The organism is Maribacter ulvicola, from assembly GCF_900155985.1.
GTDB lineage: Bacteria > Bacteroidota > Bacteroidia > Flavobacteriales > Flavobacteriaceae > Maribacter > Maribacter ulvicola.
Map to the genome: position 1 here is coordinate 1,486,334 of NZ_FTMA01000001.1, position 21,832 is coordinate 1,508,165.

Genomic DNA, 21,832 nt, shown 5'->3' on the forward strand with positions numbered 1-21,832 from the left:
AAATAAGTGGTTTAATTATAGGTGCTCGATAAAATTCATTCGCTTTCCAAGAACTCTTAATACATAGATTTCATTTCCATTTTCGAAATGATAAAAGATGACATGGGCTTTATAATTATAAAATTTTAACCCGTTGGCTATGGTAGAAGCATCTTTTGCCAATGTAGGTCTGTCGGATAATTCAATTAAAAAGTTTTCTAATTCTTGCAAGTAAGAGGTTGCAGGCGATTGCCCGAAAAATTTAATTCCATATTTATAGATGGCAATTAAATCATGTTGCGCTTTTGTAGATAAATTATAGTTTGCCATTATCTACTTGCTCAATAATATTACTGATTTTTAATGAACTTCTTCCGCTTTGTAAGCCTTCATCAATGGCACTTTTTAGTTCGGCTAATTTCATATTTTCCTGTTGATCTTTTCTAACTAAATCACGAATATATTCGCTGTCATTGGTGTAATCGCCACTTTCAACTTTTAACTTTATCCAATTGTCTTGCTGGTCGGTAAAGGTTATAGATTTTCGTATCGTTGCCATAATCATTGCTTTTGGTGCAATATAGTAATTATTAGCACCACATTTTATATTGCTCTTGAGCTTAACATAGTAAGTGGTTTATTCTGGTTATAAATTAAGTGTTTTTGGTAAATTTGATGTAAAACAGACCACATGCATCAAAAGTTACTACTTGCCCTTATGGCTGTGTTTTTATTGACCGGTGTCAATGCACAGAGACTTTCAAGAAATGAGAAAAAGATGGTAAAATCCATCGAAAATAATAATGCCGAAGCGATAACTTTTTTAGAAAAAGTAGTAAATATCAATAGCGGTACTTTAAATCTAAAAGGTGTTGAAATGGTAGGAAAAGAATTTGCTACTGCTTTTGGAGATATTGGTTTTGAAACCACATGGATTCCCATGCCCGAAGAAATGAATAGAGCGGGACATTTATTTGCAGAAATAAAAGGCACAAAGGGTAAGAGGTTATTATTGATCGGTCATTTAGATACGGTTTTTGAAGAGGATAGTCCATTTCAAACTTTTGAGATGGTCAACGATTCTATTGCTCACGCGCCCGGTGGCAATGATATGAAAGGTGGAGATGTAATTGTACTTTATGCGTTGAAGGCATTACGAGAAAACGGATTGTTAGATGATGCTCAAATTATTGTTGCCTATACTGGAGACGAAGAAAGTGCTGGTAGTCCTTTATCAAAAAGTAGATATGATTTAATCGAGGCGGCAAAACGCAGCGATATTGGTTTGGGCTTTGAAAACTCAACCGGCTTCAATTATGCCACCGTTGCCCGTAGAGGTTCCTCTGGTTGGAAAGTAGAGGTAGCGGGCAAAAGAGCGCACTCTTCCGGTATATTTAGCGAAGACACTGGTGCAGGTGCCATTTTTGAAATGTCCAGAATCTTAAACGGATTTTATACAGATGTAAAAGGAGAAGATTTATTGACCTTTAATCCCGGTACTTTAGTGGGGGGAACTTTTGTTGAATTTGATGAAATGACCAGTAAGGGAAGTGTGTTTGGCAAGACCAATGTAGTAGCGCAAAAAGCTGAGGTTCGTGGCGGATTACGATTTATATCTGAAGAACAAAAAGAACGCGCTCGTGATAATATGAGGAACATCGTTGCAGATAATTTACCACATACATCTGCTGTGGTTACTTTTAGGGATAGTTACCCTGCCATGCAACCTACAGAAGGCAACAAGGCATTGCTGACAAAACTGAATAAGGTAAGTTTAGATTTAAGTCAAGGTGAAGTTATAGCTTATGATCCTGGTAAAAGAGGTGCGGCAGATACTTCTTTTGTGGCGGAATATGTAGATTGTCTAGATGGTTTAGGTACTATGGGATCTAACGCTCACACACCTGAAGAAACGGTAAATCTAAATACCATAGAAGCATTGACGAAAAGAACGGCACTATTAATTTATAGATTGATAAATGAGTAATATAAAAACATTAAAAGCAGGAGACCATCAAGTTAAAATAGAAGCAGGCGAGCTAGTAGGGTACCAAGTTTCTGGTCATGAGTATATGCATAAAAAGGGGAACCCTGGCTGGCGTAACGTAGATACGGAAATGTTTCCGTTGATAGGGCCAACCAACGAAGCGGATTTTAAAGTGAACACCCCAAAAGGATTTGCAACGCAAGATCAACATGGTCTTTTACGTGAAATGGATTATGTGTTGGCGGATAGCAGTAAAAGTAAAGCGGTTTTTTCTAAAAAATACCTTGCAAATACAGAAGTGCTGAATTCCAAGTTTCCGGCCAAATCTACTGCTGAAAAATTAAGTTGGCCCTACGATTTCGAGTTTGTAAAAACTTTTGAATTGATAGATAACTCATTAGAAATTACATTTTCCATTTCTGGTGAAGAAGGTATGCCGTTTATGTTAGGCTATCATCCTGCATTTATGCTACACACCAAAGATGCTGTGATATCAACAGGCAATCAAGATATAACCATTCCTGAAGTAATGGCAGTAGGTAATAGAGCATTGCAAATACCAAAAACAGATAGTATTACGTTAAAGGATGAAAAATCAATTCAAATAACCTCTGAAGGTTTTAGTCACTTTATGCTTTGGACAGAGGTGCCAAATATGGTCTGTATAGAACCAATCACTTTTTATCCGTATGCCGTAGCACAAGAAAATTTGGCGGAAGGTTTTACGGTTTTAAAAGATGAACCTGCAATATTTAAGGTGGTGTTAAAGTCTTTGTAAGTAAGGTTTATAGCCAAAATAGGGTGTATGTGTTATGATGTAAAAACCAGCTTAGAGGCGCAGTTGAAAAGGGCAAAACGGAATCAAGATTTAAAAGCGATCGAAGAGATTGTTGAAAAATTGGGGCCGTTGACCAATTTACCGCTTCACCATGCGTCTGGGTTTTCGCATCCAGAAGTGTTGGTGTATACCAATGAAGACCCATTTTATCCTATTGTCGCCACTTGGGGGTTGATTCCCTATTGGGTGAATACGGTTGAGCAACAAAAGAAAATTTGGAACAGTACCTTAAACGCACGGGTAGAAACTATTTTTGAGAAACCCGCTTTTAGAGCTGCCGCCAATGAGAGACGTTGCATTCTTTATGTGGACGGTTTTTACGAGCATCATCATTTTAATAAGAATACCTATCCATTTTTTATTCATCGAAAAGATAAACAACCTTTAGCGTTGGCTGCATTATGGTCTAAATGGATACACCCTGAACATGGCGGTACCATGAATTCTTTTTCAATTGTAACCACTACAGGTAATGGTATGATGGCTAAAATTCATAACAATCCTAAATTGCAAGAACCGCGTATGCCATTAATGCTCTCTAAAGATATGGAAGAGCAGTGGTTATCTCAAAACGTCGACTTTGAAAAGGAATTGCCTGCGCTGTTCAATACAGATAATAATGTAGAATTACAGGCACATACGGTGGGTAAACTACGCGGTAAAACCTATGGGGGCAATATCGCTTCAATTTCAGATGAAGTAGTTTATACAGAATTGGAGTCAGAAGAACTTAATTTTTGATCTATGGCATATAGCGAGTATTTAGTAGATAGGGTAAGACTTCGCTTAAAAGGCAAAGGCGAATTGGAGGAGAAGAAAATGATGGGCGGACTCATTTTTATGGTCAATGGTAAAATGTGCATTGGTATCATGTTCAATAAAAAAAGCAAAGAAGATAAATTGATGGTACGCGTCGGTCAACTCAACTATGAAGAACTGCTAAATAAGCCAGGTAGCAAACCAATGGACTTTACGGGTAAACCTTTACGTGGTTTTTTGTTTGTTGGTCCTGACGGATTTGACACTGAAGATGATCTAGATTTTTGGGTAAACAAAGCTTTGGAATTCAACCAACTGATAAATGCATAAAGTAATGATTTTAAAATCTGCTTTCCATGCCCTTTAGAATGATTAAATTTACCAAGTGAAAAACATATTCCCTTTTTTGATATGGGTTTCAACCTATAAAAAAGCTTACTTCATAAAAGATTTGTTAGCTGGTCTTACCGTGGGTATAGTATTGGTGCCACAAGGCATGGCGTATGCAATGATTGCGGGGCTTCCGCCGGTTCACGGACTTTACGCCTCATTATTACCTATACTTATATATGCCTTTTTAGGTACCTCAAGGATAATAGCTGTTGGTCCTGTTGCAATGGATTCGCTATTGGTAGCTGTTGGTTTAGGAACGTTGACAATTACAGGTGTAGAAAATTACATTGCAATGGTTGTTTTACTCACCTTAATGGTGGGTGTAATTCAGTTTATTCTAGGTGTGTTTCGCATGGGGTTTTTGGTCAATTTTCTTTCTAAACCGGTCATTAGTGGTTTTACCTCAGCGGCAGCGATAATTATTGTTCTAAGTCAGCTGAAGCATCTGTTAGGTGTTTCTGTAGCAGGAAGTAATAAAATCTACGAGACCGTATTTAACCTCTTTGCTAAACTAGGCGAAATCAATGGGGTAGATTTTAGTATTGGTTTGGTTGGTATAGGTTTATTATTGGGTTTTAAAAAATGGAGCAGAAATATACCCGGAATTTTGATAATAGTAGTGTTGGGAATATTGGCTGTATATTTATTTCAGCTAGATGTTTATGGCATTAAACTGGTAGGTGAGGTTTCTAGCGGATTTCCGTCTTTTATAATGCCAACATTAGAAGTTCAAGACCTGAAGTTATTGGCGCCAATTGCCATTGCATTAGCATTGGTGGGGTATTTAGAAGCTATTTCTATTGGTAAGGCTATTGAAGATAAAACGGGTGAAGATACTATAGATGCCAATCAAGAATTAATAGCTATCGGTTCTTCAAATATTGTAGGGTCTTTTTTTCAAGGCTATCCGGTAACGGCAAGTTTTTCTAGATCGGCAATTAGTTATGAAGCTGGTACCAAAACCAATTTATCGGCAATTTTCAGTGTTATTCTCGTTGTATTGACCTTATTGTTTTTAACCCCCTTATTTCAATATTTGCCCAATGCTATTTTAGCAAGCATCATTATGGTATCAGTGGTGAAACTTATAGATATAGCGTACTTTAAATATCTATGGCTTAATCGAAAAGATGAGTTCGTTATTATGCTGATTACGTTTGTAATAACGCTGTTTGTAGGTATTACGTTAGGTATTCTAATAGGTGTTTTGTGTTCTTTATTGTTGATGGTGTATAGAACATCCAAACCACATTTTGTAGAGATAGGCAATATAGGGAACTCTGATTATTACAAAAATGTTATTCGTTTTGCAGATGAGGTGGTGGTGCGTAAGGATCTATTGATCGTTAGATTTGATTCGCAATTGTATTTTGGTAATTCTGCTTTTTTTAAAAAGCAGTTATTAAAGCATATTAGGTCAAAAGGACCTCAGTTAAAAGGTATTATTTTGAATGCGGAATCTATCAATTATATAGATGCTACTGCGGCAGATATGCTGACAAAATTAATACATGATATCCGTGAAAGAGGGCTTCAGTTCTACATTGCAGGAGCTATTGGTCCTACGCGAGATATCATTTTTAATACGGGAATCATTAAAGAATTGCAGCGAGAATTTTTGTTTGTAAAAACGAAAGAAGCCGTAGATTTTTTTGATGACCCTAATGAGGTATCATTACTAGCGGCAAAAGTAGCTTACGAAAATAGTAGAATGGCAAAAATGAAATAAAGCCAATAAGAAATAATTCTTGTATCTTAAAGGTACATAAGCAGATTAAAATAAGTATTAAATAGAGACGTATGAACATAGAACAGATATATACAGGTTGTTTGGCTCAAGGAGCATATTATATTGAGAGTGATGGTGAAGTGGCAATAATTGATCCGTTAAGAGAGGTGAGTCCGTATGTGAAAAGAGCTGAAAACGATAATGCCAAAATCAAGTATATATTTGAAACCCATTTTCATGCAGATTTTGTTAGTGGTCATGTAACCCTATCAAAAGAAACCGGAGCTCCTATTATCTACGGTCCAACAGCAAACCCAACTTTTGATGCTATTATAGCCCAGGACGGACAAGAATTTAAATTGGGTAAAATTACTTTTAAAGTGCTTCATACACCTGGGCATACTATGGAAAGTACAACTTATTTATTGCGTGATGAAAATGGTAAAGACCATGCAATTTTCTCTGGTGACACCTTGTTTTTAGGTGATGTAGGTAGACCGGATCTAGCACAGAAATCTGCAGATATGACCCAAGAGCAATTAGCAGGTACTTTGTTTGATAGTTTACGTACTAAAATAATGCCTCTGGCTGATGATATTACCGTATACCCAGCGCATGGTGCCGGTTCTGCATGTGGTAAGAATATGATGAAGGAAACAGTGGATACCTTAGGCAATCAGAAAAATATGAATTATGCTCTTAGGGCAGATATGACCAAAGAGGAGTTTGTAAAAGAGGTAACCGATGGTTTATTACCACCACCAAAATATTTTCCTTTAAACGTAAAGATGAATAAGGAGGGGTATGAGGATATTGACGATGTGCTTAGTCGTGGTAATGTTGAATTATCTCCAGATGAATTTGAAAAAGCGGCAAATGATACCGAAGCTTTGGTATTGGATGTAAGACACCAAGATGAATTTGTAAAAGGTCATATTCCGAGATCAATTTTTATAGGTCTTAATGGTGATTTTGCTCCTTGGGTGGGCGATTTAATTGCCGATACCAAACAACCATTATTATTGGTAATTCCAGAAGGTAAAGAGGAGGAAGCCGTTACCAGATTGTCTCGGGTAGGTTTTGATGCCGCCATAGGATATTTAAAAGGCGGAATTGATGCTTGGAAGGCGGCAGGCAAAGAGATAGATCAAATAGCTTCTATTACTTCATCTGAAGCCAAAGACCTAATCGATAAAGGTAATGTTGGTATTTTTGATGTTCGTAAAGATGGAGAATACCAAAGTGAACATTTGGTAGGTGCCGTTCATACTCCTTTGAGCGAACTGAATAAACATTTGTCTGAATTTCCTGATAAGGGAGAATTTTTAGTGCATTGTGCTGGCGGATATCGTTCTGTAATAGCATCGTCAATTTTGAAAAGTAGAGGAATTCACAATCTAATTGATGTAAAAGGCGGATATGGAGCACTTAAAAATGAAGATTTAGAGAAGACAGATTTCGTTTGTCCTACAACCTTATAACCACTTCAATTATAATGCAAATATAGCTGTAGGATTTTTTCTTATATAGCTTTCTACAATACGCTGGGTTTCCAGCGTATTTTTTTGTGGTGTAATGAACATCTCTAAGTCCGCCATATCTTCAATGGCTACTTCGGTAGGAGCAAATCCGTAACCGGCATAATTATTCTCTCTAATAACCACAAATCCGTTTTCATCTAAAGTTCTTCCATTGGTTTTTATAACCATAGTAGCGGCAACGTCTTTTATACTTTGTAATGCTTCTTGAACCCGTTGGTTGTATGCTGCTACCATTTCTAGGTCAGAACAAATACCAATACATTGTTTTATTTTATAGTGAGAACAAACGGCCACATTTTCTTGTAGATGGCAATACTTGGGGCAAAGCTCAAAAGTGCTGCAAAGGGTTTCTAAATATTGTCGGGCTTCGGTAGGACTATAGCAAATAGCAACCGGATTAGGTGTAGCCTTTATTTTATTGAACGCAAGGTGTATAATGCCGTTGCGGTCTTCATAAGTGAAAATTCCGTATTGCTGAATAGATCGTTTTTGTGCACTATTGTATTTAGGGTAGTGGTGTTTAATTTCTGCGGATTCTTTTAGTAAGGCAATAAGCTCATTACCGGTTTCCTCAAAATCTAGAGATGCCGTTTCGGCACAAAGGGTGATTTCTTTTGTTTTTTTATCATAAAAATGACCTAGCACTCTTTTTTTAATGTTCTTGGCTTTTCCCACATAAATAATTTTCCCTTTCTGATCTTTAAAATAATAAACGCCTGCTGTGGTAGGGAGTTTTAGATATTCCTCTTTTGGTAATCCAGGAGGTAAGGTAGCTTCTTGAGATTTTGAATTCAAGAACTGTTTAAAAACGGTATCGGCATTTTCAGCCCTCAATAATTTATGAAATAATAGAACGGTAGCGTGGGCATCGCCTCTGGCACGGTGTCTGTCGGTTAAGGGTATACCTAATGCGGCGGTTAATTTTCCTAAACTGTAAGAATTATAGCCAGGTAATAACTTTCTTGATAAACGTACGGTGCATAATTTCTTTCTAGAGAAATCATGGCCTAGTAGTTTAAACTCGTTTTTGATGACATTGTAGTCAAAATTAACACTGTGCGCTACAAATATGGTGTCTTTGGTAATCTCTATAATCTGCGGAATCAGTTCTTCTAGTAGTGGAGCATCCCGTACCATATCATTGTCTATTCCTGTGAGACCGGTAATAAAAGCTGGTATTTCACATTCCGGATTTACTAAAGATGTAAACTCATCTATGACTTCATGACCGTTATATTTGAATACGGAAATTTCAGTAATACGATTACCTTTTATGCCGTTTCCGGTAGTTTCTATGTCAATTATCGTGTACAAAAAGAGAAGAATATAATTAGAGCTGCAAAGTTAGTAGAAAATGCAATACTAAATGGGTGTCCTCTTTGGGTTTAGGTTTTAAGAAGAAAGAATTGTTATTGAAGAGTATGTTAATAAAAAAAAGAAGTTATTCTTAATAAAAAATGGTAATAAAAGAAGAGTGTTCTATTTCAATGTTGAAAGGAACTGATTATGGTTTCAAACGCTTAATTAATAATAAGCGAATGTATTGATGAATTGTTGAAAATAACAATCAGGTCTAGAAAAATTAGAGGAAAGATGTCTTATTTGTGTTCAGTGGGGTCGATATTGTTCTTGGTAGTTGTGTTAAAATTATTGTCAGGTAATGTATTGTTGTTTAGCATGTTGTGTGTTATTGTTTTTGATGTATTATTACGTACAACATAGTCTGAAACAAGATCACAGTCCTTCCCGCAAGAAGATAAACTAAATAAAAAAATAATTGCAGATGCAGAGGCGAAAAAGGCTTTGGTAAGGTGAATTTTCATGTAGAGGTCAATAAATATTATCTGGCTGTTTTGTTAGCGCTTTTCGAAAATATTTAAACTTTATTCGTTAACGATGAAAAGTTTATTTTATTCGATGAAATGCATCAAAATGTTATCAACATGTAGTGTTGATAACAAATGCAATTATGTTGATTAATATATGAACTTATGTAGTATATAATGATGTTTGAATTTATATAGAATAAAGAAAATTAAGCGCTTTATTTTCGTTGCTATTTTATTTTCGTTAATTCTAATTGAGAATTTCTATTATAAGATTGGTCAATGCATATAAGGTTTGGTCATTACCTAAATCTCTTTGACTTTGGTATGTATGATGAAATTTTTAATTGCCTAGCATCTAAACAATACCCGATTATGCTTGTTTGTTACTTGGTGAATGTGGGTGTGGTGTGCGATACGTATTTACAAAAAAATAATTTTCGAAATATTACAATGAATTTAAAGTTACCTTGATGTTAGGGTAAACTTGAACTGCATAAAAGAATGCATCTTTGTAGCGAGTTTAGAGTAAGTTTGAGTTAGTTGAATAACCGATATATTGTTAAAATGTATCGGTTTTTTTAATCCAAGTATTTGGCAAAAAGTAGTTGTAGGTATGACGAAATTCTAAAGCGTTACTTTAATTTCGTTGATCTTAAAAACTTGAATCCTCAAAAGGTTTTGAAAAATACGAACTATTTTTTCTTGGTTGTTTTCAGGTATACGACCTCCTATAATCCAATTTTTCTTAGCGAACTTAGTGCTTTCCAAATTAAACTCAGACATTAATAGCTGTAATGCTTCTTCTCGAGTTTCGTCGTTCATTTTACTGAACATTTGTTTGATATTTTCGGTCATTGGTGGTTATGGTAGATGATCAAAAATAAATAAAAAAGTGTTTCAATCAGATAAAATTTGTAAATAGATATCAGTAAATTGACAACAACTTAATCTTTAATTCACTTTAATTTAAATTTAAATTGATTTTTAGATAGCATATTTGTGGTCCGTAGAAACCTTTAATAGTAAAATAATACTTGAAGCTTTTTACACTTAATTTTCCATTTTTAAAATAATTAATTTATGAGATTTTCAAAATTTACAATAGCTTGTTTGCTGGTTATTGGAGTCTATTCAGGTTTTTCGCAAGAGTATAAAGTACATTCTCATAATGATTACCAGCAAAATATTCCATTATGGAAAGCACTGGGTGCTGAGGTGAATTCTATTGAAGTAGATGTTTTTTACGAAAACGGAAAATTAATGGTAGCTCACGAATTAGATGAAATTCAAGAATATAGAACATTAGAACGTTTGTATTTGGATCCCTTGAAAGAAGTGTTGCAGTTAGATTTAATTGCTAATAGATCTTTGCAATTAATGATAGATGTAAAGACAAATGCCTATACAACAATTGATGCTATCGTTGAGGTCTTGAAGAAATACCCTTTAATAACCAATAGTACTAATGTTAGAATTGTGGTCTCCGGTAATAGACCTAAGGTTGAAGAGTATGTTAATTATCCTGATTATATATTTTTTGACTATCAAAGTTTGCAACCAGTTACCGATACTAAATCGTTGGACAAAATTGCAATGGTTAGCCTGAGTTTTAAAAAATATTCGCAGTGGAACGGAAAGGGAAGATTGACTGCCAAGGATTATAAAAATGTTGCTGAGGTTATAGAGAAGGCGCACGAACTTAATAAACCTTTTCGTTTTTGGGCAACCCCAGACTCTAAATCAGCTTGGAAAGCTTTTGCAAATATGGGTGTAGATTATATTAATACAGATATGCCCAATAAATGTGTAACTTATCTTTCTTCGTTAAAGGATAGGGTGGTAAGCAATACTGTTTTTTCAGAAGTATATACCCCAACTTTTAAATCTGATCAGACACAACGTACTCCAAAAAACATAATTTTAATGATCGGTGATGGTAACGGTTTAACACAGATGTCATCGGCAATTTTGGCAAATAATGGAGCATTATCCTTGACCCAGCTTAAAAGTATAGGGTTAATTAAAACGCAATCTGCCGACGACTTCACAACCGATTCGGCCGGTGCGGGAACGGCGATCGCTACGGGAGAAAAAACCAATAATAGGGCAATTGGTACAGATATAAACGGTGAAGCAATTCCAAATTTAACAGAAATACTTACTGAAAATGGTTTTAATACGGGGATCGTTACCACTGATGAAATCACTGGAGCTACACCTTCTTCTTTTTTTGCACACCAAACAGATAGAGGTATGGTAAAAGAGATTGCTTTAGATTTGCATGATGCTGCATTAAAACTATTTATCTCGCAACCTACTCATACGGTCCATAGAATTGAAGATGCAGGTTTTGTTATGAAATCTGATATCAGTACTGTAGGTTCTAGCACAGATAAAAAAGTAGGAGCGTGGTTTCATAAATCTACAGAGAAGAAAGCGGAATTAAATGTTTCCAAATTGGCTATAGCTTCTAAAAACGCAATATCCTTTTTAGATAAAAAAGAAAAACCTTTTTTCTTGCTGTTAGAAGGGGCTAAAATTGACAGTTATGGTCATGCAAACGATATTAAAGGTGTTGTACAAGAAAGTATATCTTTTGACAAAGCAATTACCGAAGTATTAAAATTCGCCGATGCTGATAAAAATACACTAGTCATAATTACAGCAGATCATGAAACAGGTGGGTTGACCATACCACAAGGTAATGTAGGAAATCACGAAATTGAGGCAGACTTTACTACCCATGACCACACCGGTGTCATGGTTCCTGTTTTTGCATATGGACCAATGTCACAAGAGTTTCAGGGGGTTTATGAGAACAATGAAATATTCTTAAAATTACTGAACATAATGAAGATATCTACAAAAAAATAAAGACAAAACTATTAAATTGATAATTTTTTATAAGTATATTTTGTCATATGTTTATAGAACTGTAAAACTTCTATAATTAATTTATATGTTTTTGTAGTAGATGAATAAGAAAAATATAGACAATAGTGTTATTGGAGATCTGGTTGTTCGTGTTAAGGAATCAGATCAGAAGGCTTTTAATACATTGTTTGAAATTTTGTGGGAGCCAATGTATTCATATGCATGTTCTATACTCATGAATAACAATCTTGCTAAAGATATAGTACAGGACATCTGGATTGATTTTTGGCAGCGAAGAAACCAACATGATATTAAATATCTGAAGTCCTATCTATTCAAGGCAGTTCGCTATCGCTGTTACAATCATTTAAGAGACAATAAATTCAATAAAATACAATTAGAAGTAGCTTATAAGGTATCAATTGCCTCGGCAATTGATCAAAACAATGATGCTATTGAATTGTCTGGTAAGATTAATACAATTATTTCCAAGCTTCCCAGAAGGTGCCAAGTCATATTTAGGTTAAGTCGTATTAATAATATAGATAATAAGGAGATAGCCAATAGACTTGACATATCTCAACGTTCCGTAGAAAACCAAATATCTGTTGCTTTACGAAAACTCCGTAAAGAATTGGCATTGGCTCGAACGCTCTTTTTTTAAAGTTAATACTAAGGGTATTTTTTGTTAAGAAATCATTAATAGCACATTTTTTATGTGCGTACCACATCATTTTTGGTACTTAAAATTGTAATGAAACTATAATGACCGAAAAAGAAGTAAAAATACTAATGGCGAAGTACCTAAAAGGTACAATTACTGTCAAAGAGGAAAAACTCTTAGAAAAGTTCGATGCTTCTTTAATTCTTGAAAACGAGAAAAGTGTATTTAAAGGCGATGCACATAAAAAACAATTGAGTCAAAAAATGTTGAGTCGAATTAAAAATCAACAACATAAGAAGTCTGTAAGACCTTGGCTTAGAATTGCAGCATCTGTAGCAATTGTTATAAATATAGGTGCATTGGTATATTACACGTTGGCTAGCGACGACAAAAATCCCCAAACCATGTCTTACATTGTAAAAAGTACGGATTGGGGAAAACGGATGGACTTTATCTTGGCAGATGGTACCGAGGTAAAATTAAATTCAGGTAGTACCATATCTTTCCCTGAATCATTTGAGGGTAATACTAGAGAGGTGAAACTTGTTGGGGAGGCTTTTTTCAATGTTGCTAAAAATACTAAGAAACCCTTTATAATCAAGTCTGGAAATTTAAGTACAACAGTGTTAGGTACTTCTTTTAATATAAACGCTTACCCTACTAGTGATAATATATCGGTTACCGTTGCAACGGGTAAAGTACAGATAGGAGCAAAGAGTACCACCGTTTTACTACACCCAAATGAACAAGGTGTCTTTCATAAAAAATCTGACAGTATCTCAAAAAAAGAAGTCAACAGTGATGATTTAATTAACTGGAAAAAAGGTATTCTAAAGTTTGATGATATAGGAATAAAAGATGCGCTAACGGTGATTGAGAAATGGTACGGAGTCACTTTTACTTTTAAAGATGATCAGCGTTTAGATTGTCATATTACCGCTTCTTTCGATAGTGCCACATTATCTAATGTTTTGGAAAGTATAAGCTATGTGAAAAAAGGATTGTCCTTTGAATATTTAGAGGATAACGACATCTTGATCAAAGGTAAATGTATAGATAAGAACTAATTAAACTGAGATGAATAAATGATGTAAAAACTTAAAAAAAGAGACAGCCTGTAACACTTTGGCGAGCTAAAACAGACTGTCATGTATTCAACAATTATTATTAATAACAACCATTAAATATTATGTAAAATTATGAATTTGCTAACTATTAAACAATTTATCAAGTTGACATTCAATACGTTTTGTCTCCTTTTAATCATGGCGATGCTGAACCCCATTCTTGCAGCTGACCTTAGGGGCCAAAAACTAGAAAATTATAAAGTGGATATTGCTGTTAAAGGCGCTTCTGTATTAGATATTTTAAGCGATATCGAAAGCCAGACAGATTTTAAGTTCGTCTATGACCGTAAAGTAGGTAAGTTAAAGAATACCTATGATATTACCCATGAAGGTGTGTCTTTACGTTCGGTTTTAGAACTCATGGCCAAAGATGCCAACCTCTCATTTAAAAGGTTGAACAAAACAATTTCTATAACTGTGAAGCCCAAAGTGTATAAAAGGGTTGTAGAGGTTGAGTTTCTTACCATAACCGGTACGGTAACAGATGCTGCCGGTATTCCTTTGGTGGGCGCTACAGTCTTGGAGAAAGGAACGTTAAATGGGGTAACTACGGATTTTGACGGTAATTTTACTTTAGAAGCCAAAAGCGATGCCATACTTGAGGTCTCTTATTTAGGGTTTACCACCAAGGAGGTTGCAGTACAAGGGCAAACATCGATTACCATACAACTGGTAGAAGATGCTACACAGTTAGATGATGTTGTGGTTGTTGGGTATGGTACACAAAAACGATCAGATGTTACGGGTTCTATAGCATCGGTTAAAAGTGAAAACTTTAATAAAGGGGTGGTTGCCAATCCTGGGCAATTGTTGCAAGGTAAAGTTGCCGGTGTTAATATTACTTCGGTAAGCGGTGAGCCTGGCGCTTCGCAAAATATCGTTATTCGTGGTATTGGTAGTTTTAGATCGGGTACATCACCTTTGTTCGTAATTGACGGCTTTGTTATTGATAACACCTCTACTGGTGTGGCATCTAATCCATTAAACTTCATAAACCCGCAAGATATAGAATCGATGGATGTGTTAAAAGATGCTTCTGCTGCAGCTATTTATGGGGCGCGTGCGGCAAACGGAGTAATCGTAATTACTACTAAGAAAGGAAAAACCGGAAAAACAGAAATGAATGTTTCGGTTTCAACCGCTTTTGTATCCTTGGCAAATAAAATAGATGTGTTTTCTGCAGATGAATTTAGAAGACAAGTTCCTGCTGTCGGTGGCACATTACTTGACGGTGGAGCAAATACGGACTGGCAAGATGAGTTGACACAAACGGGGATTTCTAAAAATGTAAACTTTTCAATGAGCGGTGGTGCATCAGATAAATTCAACTACTATGCTTCTGTGGGGGTGGACGATCAAGAAGGTACCTTTGCCAATAGTTCTTTGAAAAGATACTCCGGTCGTTTAAACTTGAATCAAAAAGCTTTGGATGGCAAGTTAAATGTAGATTTTAACTTATCGGCTACCAGAACATTGAATAACAGGCCTGATGCTGGTGCAACCGTTACAGATATGCTAGAGTTAAACCCTACCATACCACTTTATACCAATGGCTCTCCAACCTTGTTGAACGATAATAGATTAAATCCTTTAGTTCGTAATCAACTTTATGGTGATGAGTCTAATAGTAACCGTATTCTAGCAAATATTGCACCCTCTGTAGAAATTATTGAAGGACTTACGTATAAACTGAATTTGGGCGTAGATTATTCTTCTACAAATAGAGATCAACAACGTGCGCCATATGCATTACTTGAAGATTTAAACCAAGGTTATTTGAACACTTGGATCACAACCAACCAAAATACCCAAGTAGATAATACATTGACCTATACTTTTGAAAAAAATGATCATGAAGCAACGGTTTTAGTGGGGCATTCATACCAAGAGGTGTTTTTTCAGCAAAAGAAATTTGAATTGGAAAGCTTTGCAGATAATGGTATAGATCCAAGATATCAAGATCAGATCAGTAGTCAGGAATATGCCACTAACTTGAACGCTACGGCAGAGAAGAATGAACTACAGTCTTTCTTTGGGAGGGTAAATTACGGTTATCAAGACAAGTATTTGCTGACGGCTACAATGCGTGCCGATGGTTCTTCTAAATTTGGAGCCAACAATAAATACGGCTATTTTCCTTCTGTTGCTTTAGGTTGGAATATTAGTAAAGAAAACTTCTTGGCAGAAGATACCTTCGTTAACAACTTAAAACTTCGTGCAAGCTGGGGACAAACCGGTAGTCAAGAGGGTATAGATAACAAGGTGTCCTTGGCAAGTTATATAGACAGTAAAAGTGACAACGACACCTATCCTTTAAATGATAGCGCTACCACTTTAGACGGTTATCCTTTTGGTACAGTACCTGCACGTACGGCAAACCCCAATCTAAAATGGGAAGTTGCTACGCAAACCAATATCGGATTAGATTTCGGTTTCCTGAACAACAAGATTACGGGTACTCTTGATTATTTTAATAAAATAACAACAGACGTAGTTTTATTTGCAAATAGAGTGGATCCTATTCAGCCAACTGAAAAAATATGGACCAATTTAGAAGACTTGGAAATTCATAATTCTGGTGTAGAATTAGCATTGGATTATAGAACTATGATCGGTTCAGATTTCTCGTTCAACATTGGTGGTAATGCCACTTTTATAAGTAACGAGGTAACTGATTCTCCTTTTGCTATTATTACTACGGGTGCCGCACAAGGTGGAGGTCAAACCGGTGCAACGATCAATGGTTATTTAAATAATGAAGCTATTGGTACTTTCTATATGAAAGAGTTTATAGGTATTGGTGAAGATGGATTAAACCAATATAGAGATGTAAACGGAGATGGCGAAATTTTAGATGATGATCGTATTGCGGCTGGTAGTGCTTTGCCTGATTTTACCTATGCGTTCTACTTGAATTTCGATTATAAGAATTTTGATTTAGGATTTAATTTTAATGGCGTATCTGGAAATAAAATTTATAACCATACGGCTATGTCGTCTTTCTCAAAAGGTCAATTGAGTAGAAATTTGAATACCACCAATTTTGCTGTTCAATTTCCAAATGAAGATGTCAGTAACTCTAACGAAGTGTCTACGCGTTACTTAGAAGATGGTGCATACCTTAAGTTGAACAATGCTACTTTGGGGTATAATCTTTTAGCTAGTAAAATTGGCTTGGACAATTATGTAAATGATATTCGTTTTACGTTGACCGGTCAAAATTTATTTACGATTACCGATTACACTGGATATAGTCCAGAGGTAAATACCGGTAGTGAAATAGATGGTGTTCAAACCTTCGGTATCGATAGGTATACTTACCCTAATTCCAGAACAATCTTGTTTGGCTTAAATGTATCCTTTTAAAAAAAAATAGTTTCAAAATGAAAAATAAACTCATCATAACAACCTTGTTCCTAGCTGCTTTTTTAACATGGAGCTGTACGGATCTAGAAGAAGAATTATTGGACGAATCATTAACCGGTGCCCAGGCAGAAGTTATTAGCGGGGCAATTGCACCTGCATATGGCTATATTTCTTGGACGTGGAGGCATACCAATTATTATGGTTTACAATTAATACCATCAGATGAAGCTACATTGCCTTATCGTGGTGGTACAGATTGGTTTGATGGCGGTAAGTTTTTGGCGGCACATAGTCATAATTTTACACCAACAAATGACTTGATTTCCAGTGGGTGGAACGAGCTTACCACTAATATTTCAAGAACATTGGCGGCAATTGAAGTATTGACACCTTTAGCGGATGAAGGAGATGCCCAAGCTGCGGGCGCTTTGTATGAAATGAAAGCCTTAAGAGCGTATTTGAATATGTTATTGTTAGATAGCTGGGGAATTGTACTAAAGAAAGAATCATCAGAAGAACTTTCTGAAGTATTAAGAACGCAAGAGGCTATTGATTACATTGAAGCCGAATTGTTATCTGTAGTAGATGTTATCAATGATGATAAAGGTCCGGGTAGAATTACACAGTCTGCCGTATATGGATTTCTTGCAAGACTGAACCTGAACGCTGCTGTGTATCGCGATCCCTACGGAACTCCTAATTTTACACAGGCAGATATGGATCAGGTAATTTCATATACCAATAGCATTATTAATTCTGGAAACTTCTCATTATCACCTGAATATTTTGAATTGTTCAATGATGAAAACAACTCAAATCCTGAATTGATTTTTGCTCTAGATCAACGTGGCGTATTAACAAGAGAGCATAGCCGTTGGGCATATTGGTCTATTGCCGGATCTATGTTTCCAAGGCCAGAATGGCCAAGCGCCGATGGTACTGACGGGCCAGCGGTTACTTCAGATTTTTATCAAACATGGGTAGATGCCTACGGAGATGTGGATCCTGCAGAAGCAGATGCCCGTTTTTATCAAAGAAACACCCTTGTGCCAGCTGCTCAATTAAAAGATTTAGAAGGACGAGAGAAATTATTGGAAACCGAAACAGAAGATAGTTTTTACTGTGTTAAAGATGTTGATTTTGAAATGGATAGAGGTATCCTTCGTGGAATTCAATGGGGCCCTCGCAAAGGTGATGATGGTCAGTTTTTAACTTGTGATGATGGTACGGTCAAAATATTGCCGATAAAGCAAATAAAAGGGAACGGTCCTGCAAGAGATATAGGTTATGTAGATCATACCTTAGAAGTTGATTTTTCCAATGAAGGTTCATTACATAATACAGGCTATAGAGCGTCTAAATATCAATTTAGCCATACCTCGCCAAACGGGAACGGTAACAGTAGTGTTGATCTGGTATTGATGAGATTAGCGGAAATCTACCTAATGAGGGCAGAAGCCAAATTAAGAAATGGTGATAACGCAGGTGCTTTGGTAGATGTAAATACGGTAAGAACATCAAGAACGGCGCGCCCTGATCAAACTCCGGCTCCATTAACAGCTGTAGACGCTGATATTGTATTTCGTGAACGTGGATTTGAATTGTATTGGGAAGGTTTTAGAAGAGGAGATCAAATCCGTTTTGGAAAGTATGAAGATACTTGGACAGACAAAACCGATACGGATGTGGACCATAGATTATTTCCAATACCACAAAGTGCTGTTGATGGTGCTTCAGGTATAGATGGTTTCTTAGAACAGAACCAAGGGTACTAATCAAATAATTTTAATAATTTAGAAACGGCAAGAAATTATATTCTTGCCGTTTTTTTTATATAAAAGTAGTTGCTATAATGTAAGGGTATGATCTACATGGCATCTGTTTTCTGATTTTCTTTCTAAGTATATTTCTTGTTTTTTTAAATCAGTTTACCATTATCTCAGAAATGCAATTTATAGATATATAGTTTGAAAGAGAAGGTTTAAATAAATTTTTTCAGTGAAAATTATTTTGTTTTTTCAAATCGCCATAAACGATACTGAAAAAGAAGAATTACACTTAAAAGGCCTGGTAATAAGAATAACGACTCAAGTATTCCGGTAGATAATGTTAAGGCTAAAGTCAGTGAATTTTAACGTAGATTTAAAGTAAGGGATATGAGTTTTGAAAATCGACTTATAAAACAAAGGGTTAACCTAATCTACGCTTTTTTATAACCATCTAATAACATCTAAAAAGTTACAAATAGTAAATAATTTTAGATTTTTGACCTAATAATTTACTATTAGTAAACAAATATTAGGTGTTTAAAGTTTCTAAAATAAATATGTTGGTACTTCTAAATGGAGCTTTAGCTTCATTTGGTCTCTATTTTTGTATGTATGCTTTTAGAAAACCTTTTTCCGTAGCCACTTTTGATGGTGAAATGGTATATGGTATAGACTATAAGATACTTCTTATTCTAGCTCAAGTTATTGGTTATATGCTATCTAAATTTGGCGGTATTAGGATAGTTTCAGGTTTAAAAGCCCAGAATAGAGTTGCGTATTTAACCACTATGATCTTATTCGCAGAGTTGACGCTCATTTTATTTGGACTACTGCCTAAACCTTATAATTTCATCCTCTTTTTCTTTAATGGACTTTCTTTAGGAATGATTTGGGGAATTACATTCTCTTACCTGGAGGGTAGAAAAATGACCGAAATACTAGGTATCATCTTGTGTTCAAGCTTTATAGTATCTAGCGGAGCCGTAAAATCTGTTGGGTTATGGTTAATGAAAACGTATACCATTTCAGAATTTTGGATGCCCGCCGCAACAGGTGCTGTGTTTTTACTGCCATTTTTTATCTGTCTCTATTTTTTAAAAAAGCTACCAGCTCCTACAGCAGAAGATATACAACTTAGAAAAAAAAGAAAACCCATGTGCGCAGCGGACAGAAAGCAAGTCTTAAAACGATTTTCATTTCCTATGCTAATTTTGGTGGTGTTTTATACGGCACTAACTGCTTTACGGGATTTTAGGGATAATTTCTCCAGAGAGTTGTGGGATAGTGTGGGATTCTCGGGAGATGCTTCTATTTATACCCTGTCAGAACTCCCTATTGCAATTTTAGTACTCTTAATATTAGGCTTGTTTGGTGTGGTAAAAGGTAATTTTAAAGCATTTATAGGTTTTCATTACCTCTTAATTTTAGCAAGTATGCTCATAGGTGTTTCTACATTTTTGTTTCAACAAGGTGTCTTATCTCCTGTATATTGGATGATACTTATAGGTTTTGGTCTCTATGCCTGCTATGTACCTTTTAATTGCATATTTTTTGATAGAATGATAGCTGCTTTTAAGATTGAAGGTAATGCCGGTTATCTCATTTATATAGCAGATTCCTTTGGTTACCTTGGTAGTATGGCGGTATTGCTCTACAAGAATTTTGGACAATCAAATAGCTCTTGGCTCCAGTTTTTTATGGGCTCAATATATTGCATTGCTTTTTTAGGGGTAGGTATTTCTATGATATCAATGGTATATTTTCAAAAGAAATATAAAACCCAGAATTCTAATATAGATTTTAAAATACCGATAGTAAATGGCTGATTTAGATTATGATGTAGTAGTAGTAGGTGGAGGTGTGTTGGGAACCTTTCATGCCTATCATGCTATGAAAAAAGGACTTAGAGTTGCACTGTTAGAACAGGATAACATGCCTAAGAGTGCAACTGTTCGCAATTTTGGACAAGTAGTGCCTTCAGGTATGAATACCAAATGGCAAGAGTACGGTCGTAAAAGCTTGAAAACATACAAGAAAATACACGCTAAATTTGATATTACGGTACGGCAAGAAGGTTCTATTTATTTAGCAAGTGATGATGAAGAAGTTCAGTTAATTGAAGAGTTACGCGAAATCAATCGCGCCAATGATTATACTTCAATATTGTTTACAAAGTCAGAATGTCTTAGTAAATACCCAGGACTAAATGAGAAATATGTAAAAGCAGGTTTATTTTTTCCTGAAGAAATTACCGTTGAGCCACGAACTATGATCGGGCGCATGCATAAATACTTGAAGAAGAAAGGAGTTAGTATCTTTTACAGGGCAAAAGTTATTGAGTGTAATGCGCTAAGTAATCAAGTTAGTACGCAGTTAGCTAATGGTAGAATGTTATTATCATCAAAAGTGATCATCTGTAACGGTAATGATTTTAAAACATTATATCCGCAATTGTTTGCAATGAGTGATCTAGAGATTTCTAAGCTGCAAATGATGAAAACAAAACCACAGGGTAATTATAAGATTAGTGGGTCAATTTTAACAGGGCTCTCCATTAGGCGTTATGAAGCATTTGCCGAGTGTCCGTCCTACTTAAAAATAAAATCCAGAGAACCGCTGGATAGCCTTGAAAAGAAATGGGGTGTGCATATTTTATTTAAGCAGGCTATGGATGGTGGTGTAATACTGGGCGACTCTCATGAATATGCAGCTGCCGAAAATATAGATGACTTAGGTTTTGATCTCAATATGGAGATTGATAACCTGATGATCGACAAAGCAAAAGAGATATTTCAATTACCAACTTATGAGATCGATCAACGCTGGTTTGGTATGTACTCCCAATGTAAAAATTCAGATATTTTTGAAAAAACTATAGATGAGAATATTCATATTGTCACTGGTATTGGTGGTAAAGGTATGACAGGTAGTGCAGGTTTTGCAAAACATAATATAAATCAACTTTTTAACATTTAAC

The 21,832-nt window shown here is 35.5% G+C and carries 17 protein-coding genes; 13 read left to right on the plus strand and 4 right to left on the minus strand.

The genetic code is table 11. The annotated features are described in order from the left end of the window. Positions 1–15: 15 nt before the first annotated feature. Positions 16–309, minus strand: coding sequence for a type II toxin-antitoxin system RelE/ParE family toxin (locus BW936_RS06405; RefSeq protein ID WP_076547433.1), 294 nt, complete (start codon positions 307–309; stop codon positions 16–18). After that, the gene (locus BW936_RS06410; protein WP_076547975.1) at positions 296–538 is read right to left on the minus strand and encodes a type II toxin-antitoxin system ParD family antitoxin; all 243 of its coding nucleotides are present in this window, start codon (positions 536–538) and stop codon (positions 296–298) included. The genes BW936_RS06405 and BW936_RS06410 overlap by 14 nt, the downstream gene beginning before the upstream one ends. A gap of 132 nt (positions 539–670) precedes the next feature. Here BW936_RS06410 and BW936_RS06415 point away from each other — a divergent pair, with 132 nt between their 5' ends. The 6 genes from BW936_RS06415 to BW936_RS06440 all read left to right on the plus strand — a co-directional run bounded on the left by BW936_RS06415 (position 671) and on the right by BW936_RS06440 (position 7,166). After that, the gene (locus tag BW936_RS06415) at positions 671–1,966 is read left to right on the plus strand and encodes a M20/M25/M40 family metallo-hydrolase (RefSeq protein ID WP_076547434.1); all 1,296 of its coding nucleotides are present in this window, start codon (positions 671–673) and stop codon (positions 1,964–1,966) included. Beyond that, positions 1,959–2,744 (plus strand): aldose epimerase family protein, encoded by a 786-nt coding sequence (locus BW936_RS06420; protein ID WP_076547435.1) that lies wholly within the window; start codon positions 1,959–1,961, stop codon positions 2,742–2,744. Before BW936_RS06415 ends, BW936_RS06420 begins: the two co-directional genes overlap by 8 nt. Positions 2,745–2,771: 27 nt before the next feature. Beyond that, positions 2,772–3,545 (plus strand): SOS response-associated peptidase, encoded by a 774-nt coding sequence (locus BW936_RS06425; protein ID WP_076547436.1) that lies wholly within the window; start codon positions 2,772–2,774, stop codon positions 3,543–3,545. Positions 3,546–3,548: 3 nt separating this feature from the next. Next, the gene (locus BW936_RS06430) at positions 3,549–3,893 is read left to right on the plus strand and encodes a TfoX/Sxy family protein (RefSeq protein ID WP_076547437.1); all 345 of its coding nucleotides are present in this window, start codon (positions 3,549–3,551) and stop codon (positions 3,891–3,893) included. A 55-nt stretch (positions 3,894–3,948) separates the two neighbouring features. Beyond that, positions 3,949–5,685 carry a SulP family inorganic anion transporter gene (locus BW936_RS06435; protein WP_076547438.1) on the plus strand — a complete coding sequence of 579 codons (1,737 nt, stop codon included), beginning with the start codon at positions 3,949–3,951 and terminating at the stop codon, positions 5,683–5,685. 71 nt (positions 5,686–5,756) lie between these two features. Next, positions 5,757–7,166 carry an MBL fold metallo-hydrolase gene (locus BW936_RS06440; protein ID WP_076547439.1) on the plus strand — a complete coding sequence of 470 codons (1,410 nt, stop codon included), beginning with the start codon at positions 5,757–5,759 and terminating at the stop codon, positions 7,164–7,166. Between the two features lie 9 nt (positions 7,167–7,175). Here BW936_RS06440 and BW936_RS06445 read toward each other — a convergent pair whose 3' ends face one another. Continuing rightward, positions 7,176–8,540 carry an exonuclease domain-containing protein gene (locus BW936_RS06445; protein ID WP_076547440.1) on the minus strand — a complete coding sequence of 455 codons (1,365 nt, stop codon included), beginning with the start codon at positions 8,538–8,540 and terminating at the stop codon, positions 7,176–7,178. Between the two features lie 1,139 nt (positions 8,541–9,679). After that, a complete protein-coding gene (locus BW936_RS06455) occupies positions 9,680–9,910 on the minus strand; it encodes a hypothetical protein (RefSeq protein WP_076547444.1) in 231 nt (76 codons plus the stop codon). Between the two features lie 225 nt (positions 9,911–10,135). Between BW936_RS06455 and BW936_RS06460 the strand changes: the two genes are divergently transcribed. From BW936_RS06460 to BW936_RS06490, 7 genes are all read left to right on the plus strand, one after another. Next, complete coding sequence (locus BW936_RS06460) at positions 10,136–11,929, plus strand: alkaline phosphatase (RefSeq protein ID WP_076547445.1); 1,794 nt, start codon at positions 10,136–10,138, stop codon at positions 11,927–11,929. A 100-nt stretch (positions 11,930–12,029) separates the two neighbouring features. After that, positions 12,030–12,593: an RNA polymerase sigma-70 factor gene (locus BW936_RS06465; protein WP_076547447.1), complete on the plus strand. Its 564-nt coding sequence runs from the start codon at positions 12,030–12,032 to the stop codon at positions 12,591–12,593. A gap of 101 nt (positions 12,594–12,694) precedes the next feature. Further along, entirely contained in the window at positions 12,695–13,660 is a 966-nt protein-coding gene (locus BW936_RS06470) for a FecR family protein (RefSeq protein ID WP_076547448.1), read from the plus strand. 204 nt (positions 13,661–13,864) lie between these two features. Continuing rightward, on the plus strand, positions 13,865–17,086 hold the full coding sequence (locus BW936_RS06475; protein WP_244156170.1) for a SusC/RagA family TonB-linked outer membrane protein: 3,222 nt from the start codon (positions 13,865–13,867) through the stop codon (positions 17,084–17,086). A 17-nt stretch (positions 17,087–17,103) separates the two neighbouring features. Next, positions 17,104–18,861, plus strand: coding sequence for a RagB/SusD family nutrient uptake outer membrane protein (locus BW936_RS06480; protein WP_076547452.1), 1,758 nt, complete (start codon positions 17,104–17,106; stop codon positions 18,859–18,861). A gap of 527 nt (positions 18,862–19,388) precedes the next feature. Continuing rightward, positions 19,389–20,681, plus strand: a complete 1,293-nt coding sequence (locus BW936_RS06485; protein ID WP_244156171.1) for a DUF5690 family protein — start codon at positions 19,389–19,391, stop codon at positions 20,679–20,681. Next, positions 20,674–21,831 (plus strand): TIGR03364 family FAD-dependent oxidoreductase, encoded by a 1,158-nt coding sequence (locus BW936_RS06490; protein ID WP_076547454.1) that lies wholly within the window; start codon positions 20,674–20,676, stop codon positions 21,829–21,831. Before BW936_RS06485 ends, BW936_RS06490 begins: the two co-directional genes overlap by 8 nt. Position 21,832 lies beyond the last annotated feature (1 nt).

Excerpts from the sequence above, each read along its gene's own strand:
- BW936_RS06405 (WP_076547433.1), bottom strand. The coding sequence starts at position 309 with ATGGCAAACTATAATTTATCTACAAAAGCGCAACATGATTTAATTGCC.
- BW936_RS06410 (WP_076547975.1), bottom strand. The coding sequence starts at position 538 with ATGGCAACGATACGAAAATCTATAACCTTTACCGACCAGCAAGACAAT.
- BW936_RS06415 (WP_076547434.1), top strand. The coding sequence starts at position 671 with ATGCATCAAAAGTTACTACTTGCCCTTATGGCTGTGTTTTTATTGACC.
- BW936_RS06420 (WP_076547435.1), top strand. The coding sequence starts at position 1,959 with ATGAGTAATATAAAAACATTAAAAGCAGGAGACCATCAAGTTAAAATA.
- BW936_RS06425 (WP_076547436.1), top strand. The coding sequence starts at position 2,772 with ATGTGTTATGATGTAAAAACCAGCTTAGAGGCGCAGTTGAAAAGGGCA.
- BW936_RS06430 (WP_076547437.1), top strand. The coding sequence starts at position 3,549 with ATGGCATATAGCGAGTATTTAGTAGATAGGGTAAGACTTCGCTTAAAA.
- BW936_RS06440 (WP_076547439.1), top strand. The coding sequence starts at position 5,757 with ATGAACATAGAACAGATATATACAGGTTGTTTGGCTCAAGGAGCATAT.
- BW936_RS06455 (WP_076547444.1), bottom strand. The coding sequence starts at position 9,910 with ATGACCGAAAATATCAAACAAATGTTCAGTAAAATGAACGACGAAACT.
- BW936_RS06460 (WP_076547445.1), top strand. The coding sequence starts at position 10,136 with ATGAGATTTTCAAAATTTACAATAGCTTGTTTGCTGGTTATTGGAGTC.
- BW936_RS06465 (WP_076547447.1), top strand. The coding sequence starts at position 12,030 with ATGAATAAGAAAAATATAGACAATAGTGTTATTGGAGATCTGGTTGTT.
- BW936_RS06470 (WP_076547448.1), top strand. The coding sequence starts at position 12,695 with ATGACCGAAAAAGAAGTAAAAATACTAATGGCGAAGTACCTAAAAGGT.
- BW936_RS06475 (WP_244156170.1), top strand. The coding sequence starts at position 13,865 with ATGCTGAACCCCATTCTTGCAGCTGACCTTAGGGGCCAAAAACTAGAA.
- BW936_RS06480 (WP_076547452.1), top strand. The coding sequence starts at position 17,104 with ATGAAAAATAAACTCATCATAACAACCTTGTTCCTAGCTGCTTTTTTA.
- BW936_RS06490 (WP_076547454.1), top strand. The coding sequence starts at position 20,674 with ATGGCTGATTTAGATTATGATGTAGTAGTAGTAGGTGGAGGTGTGTTG.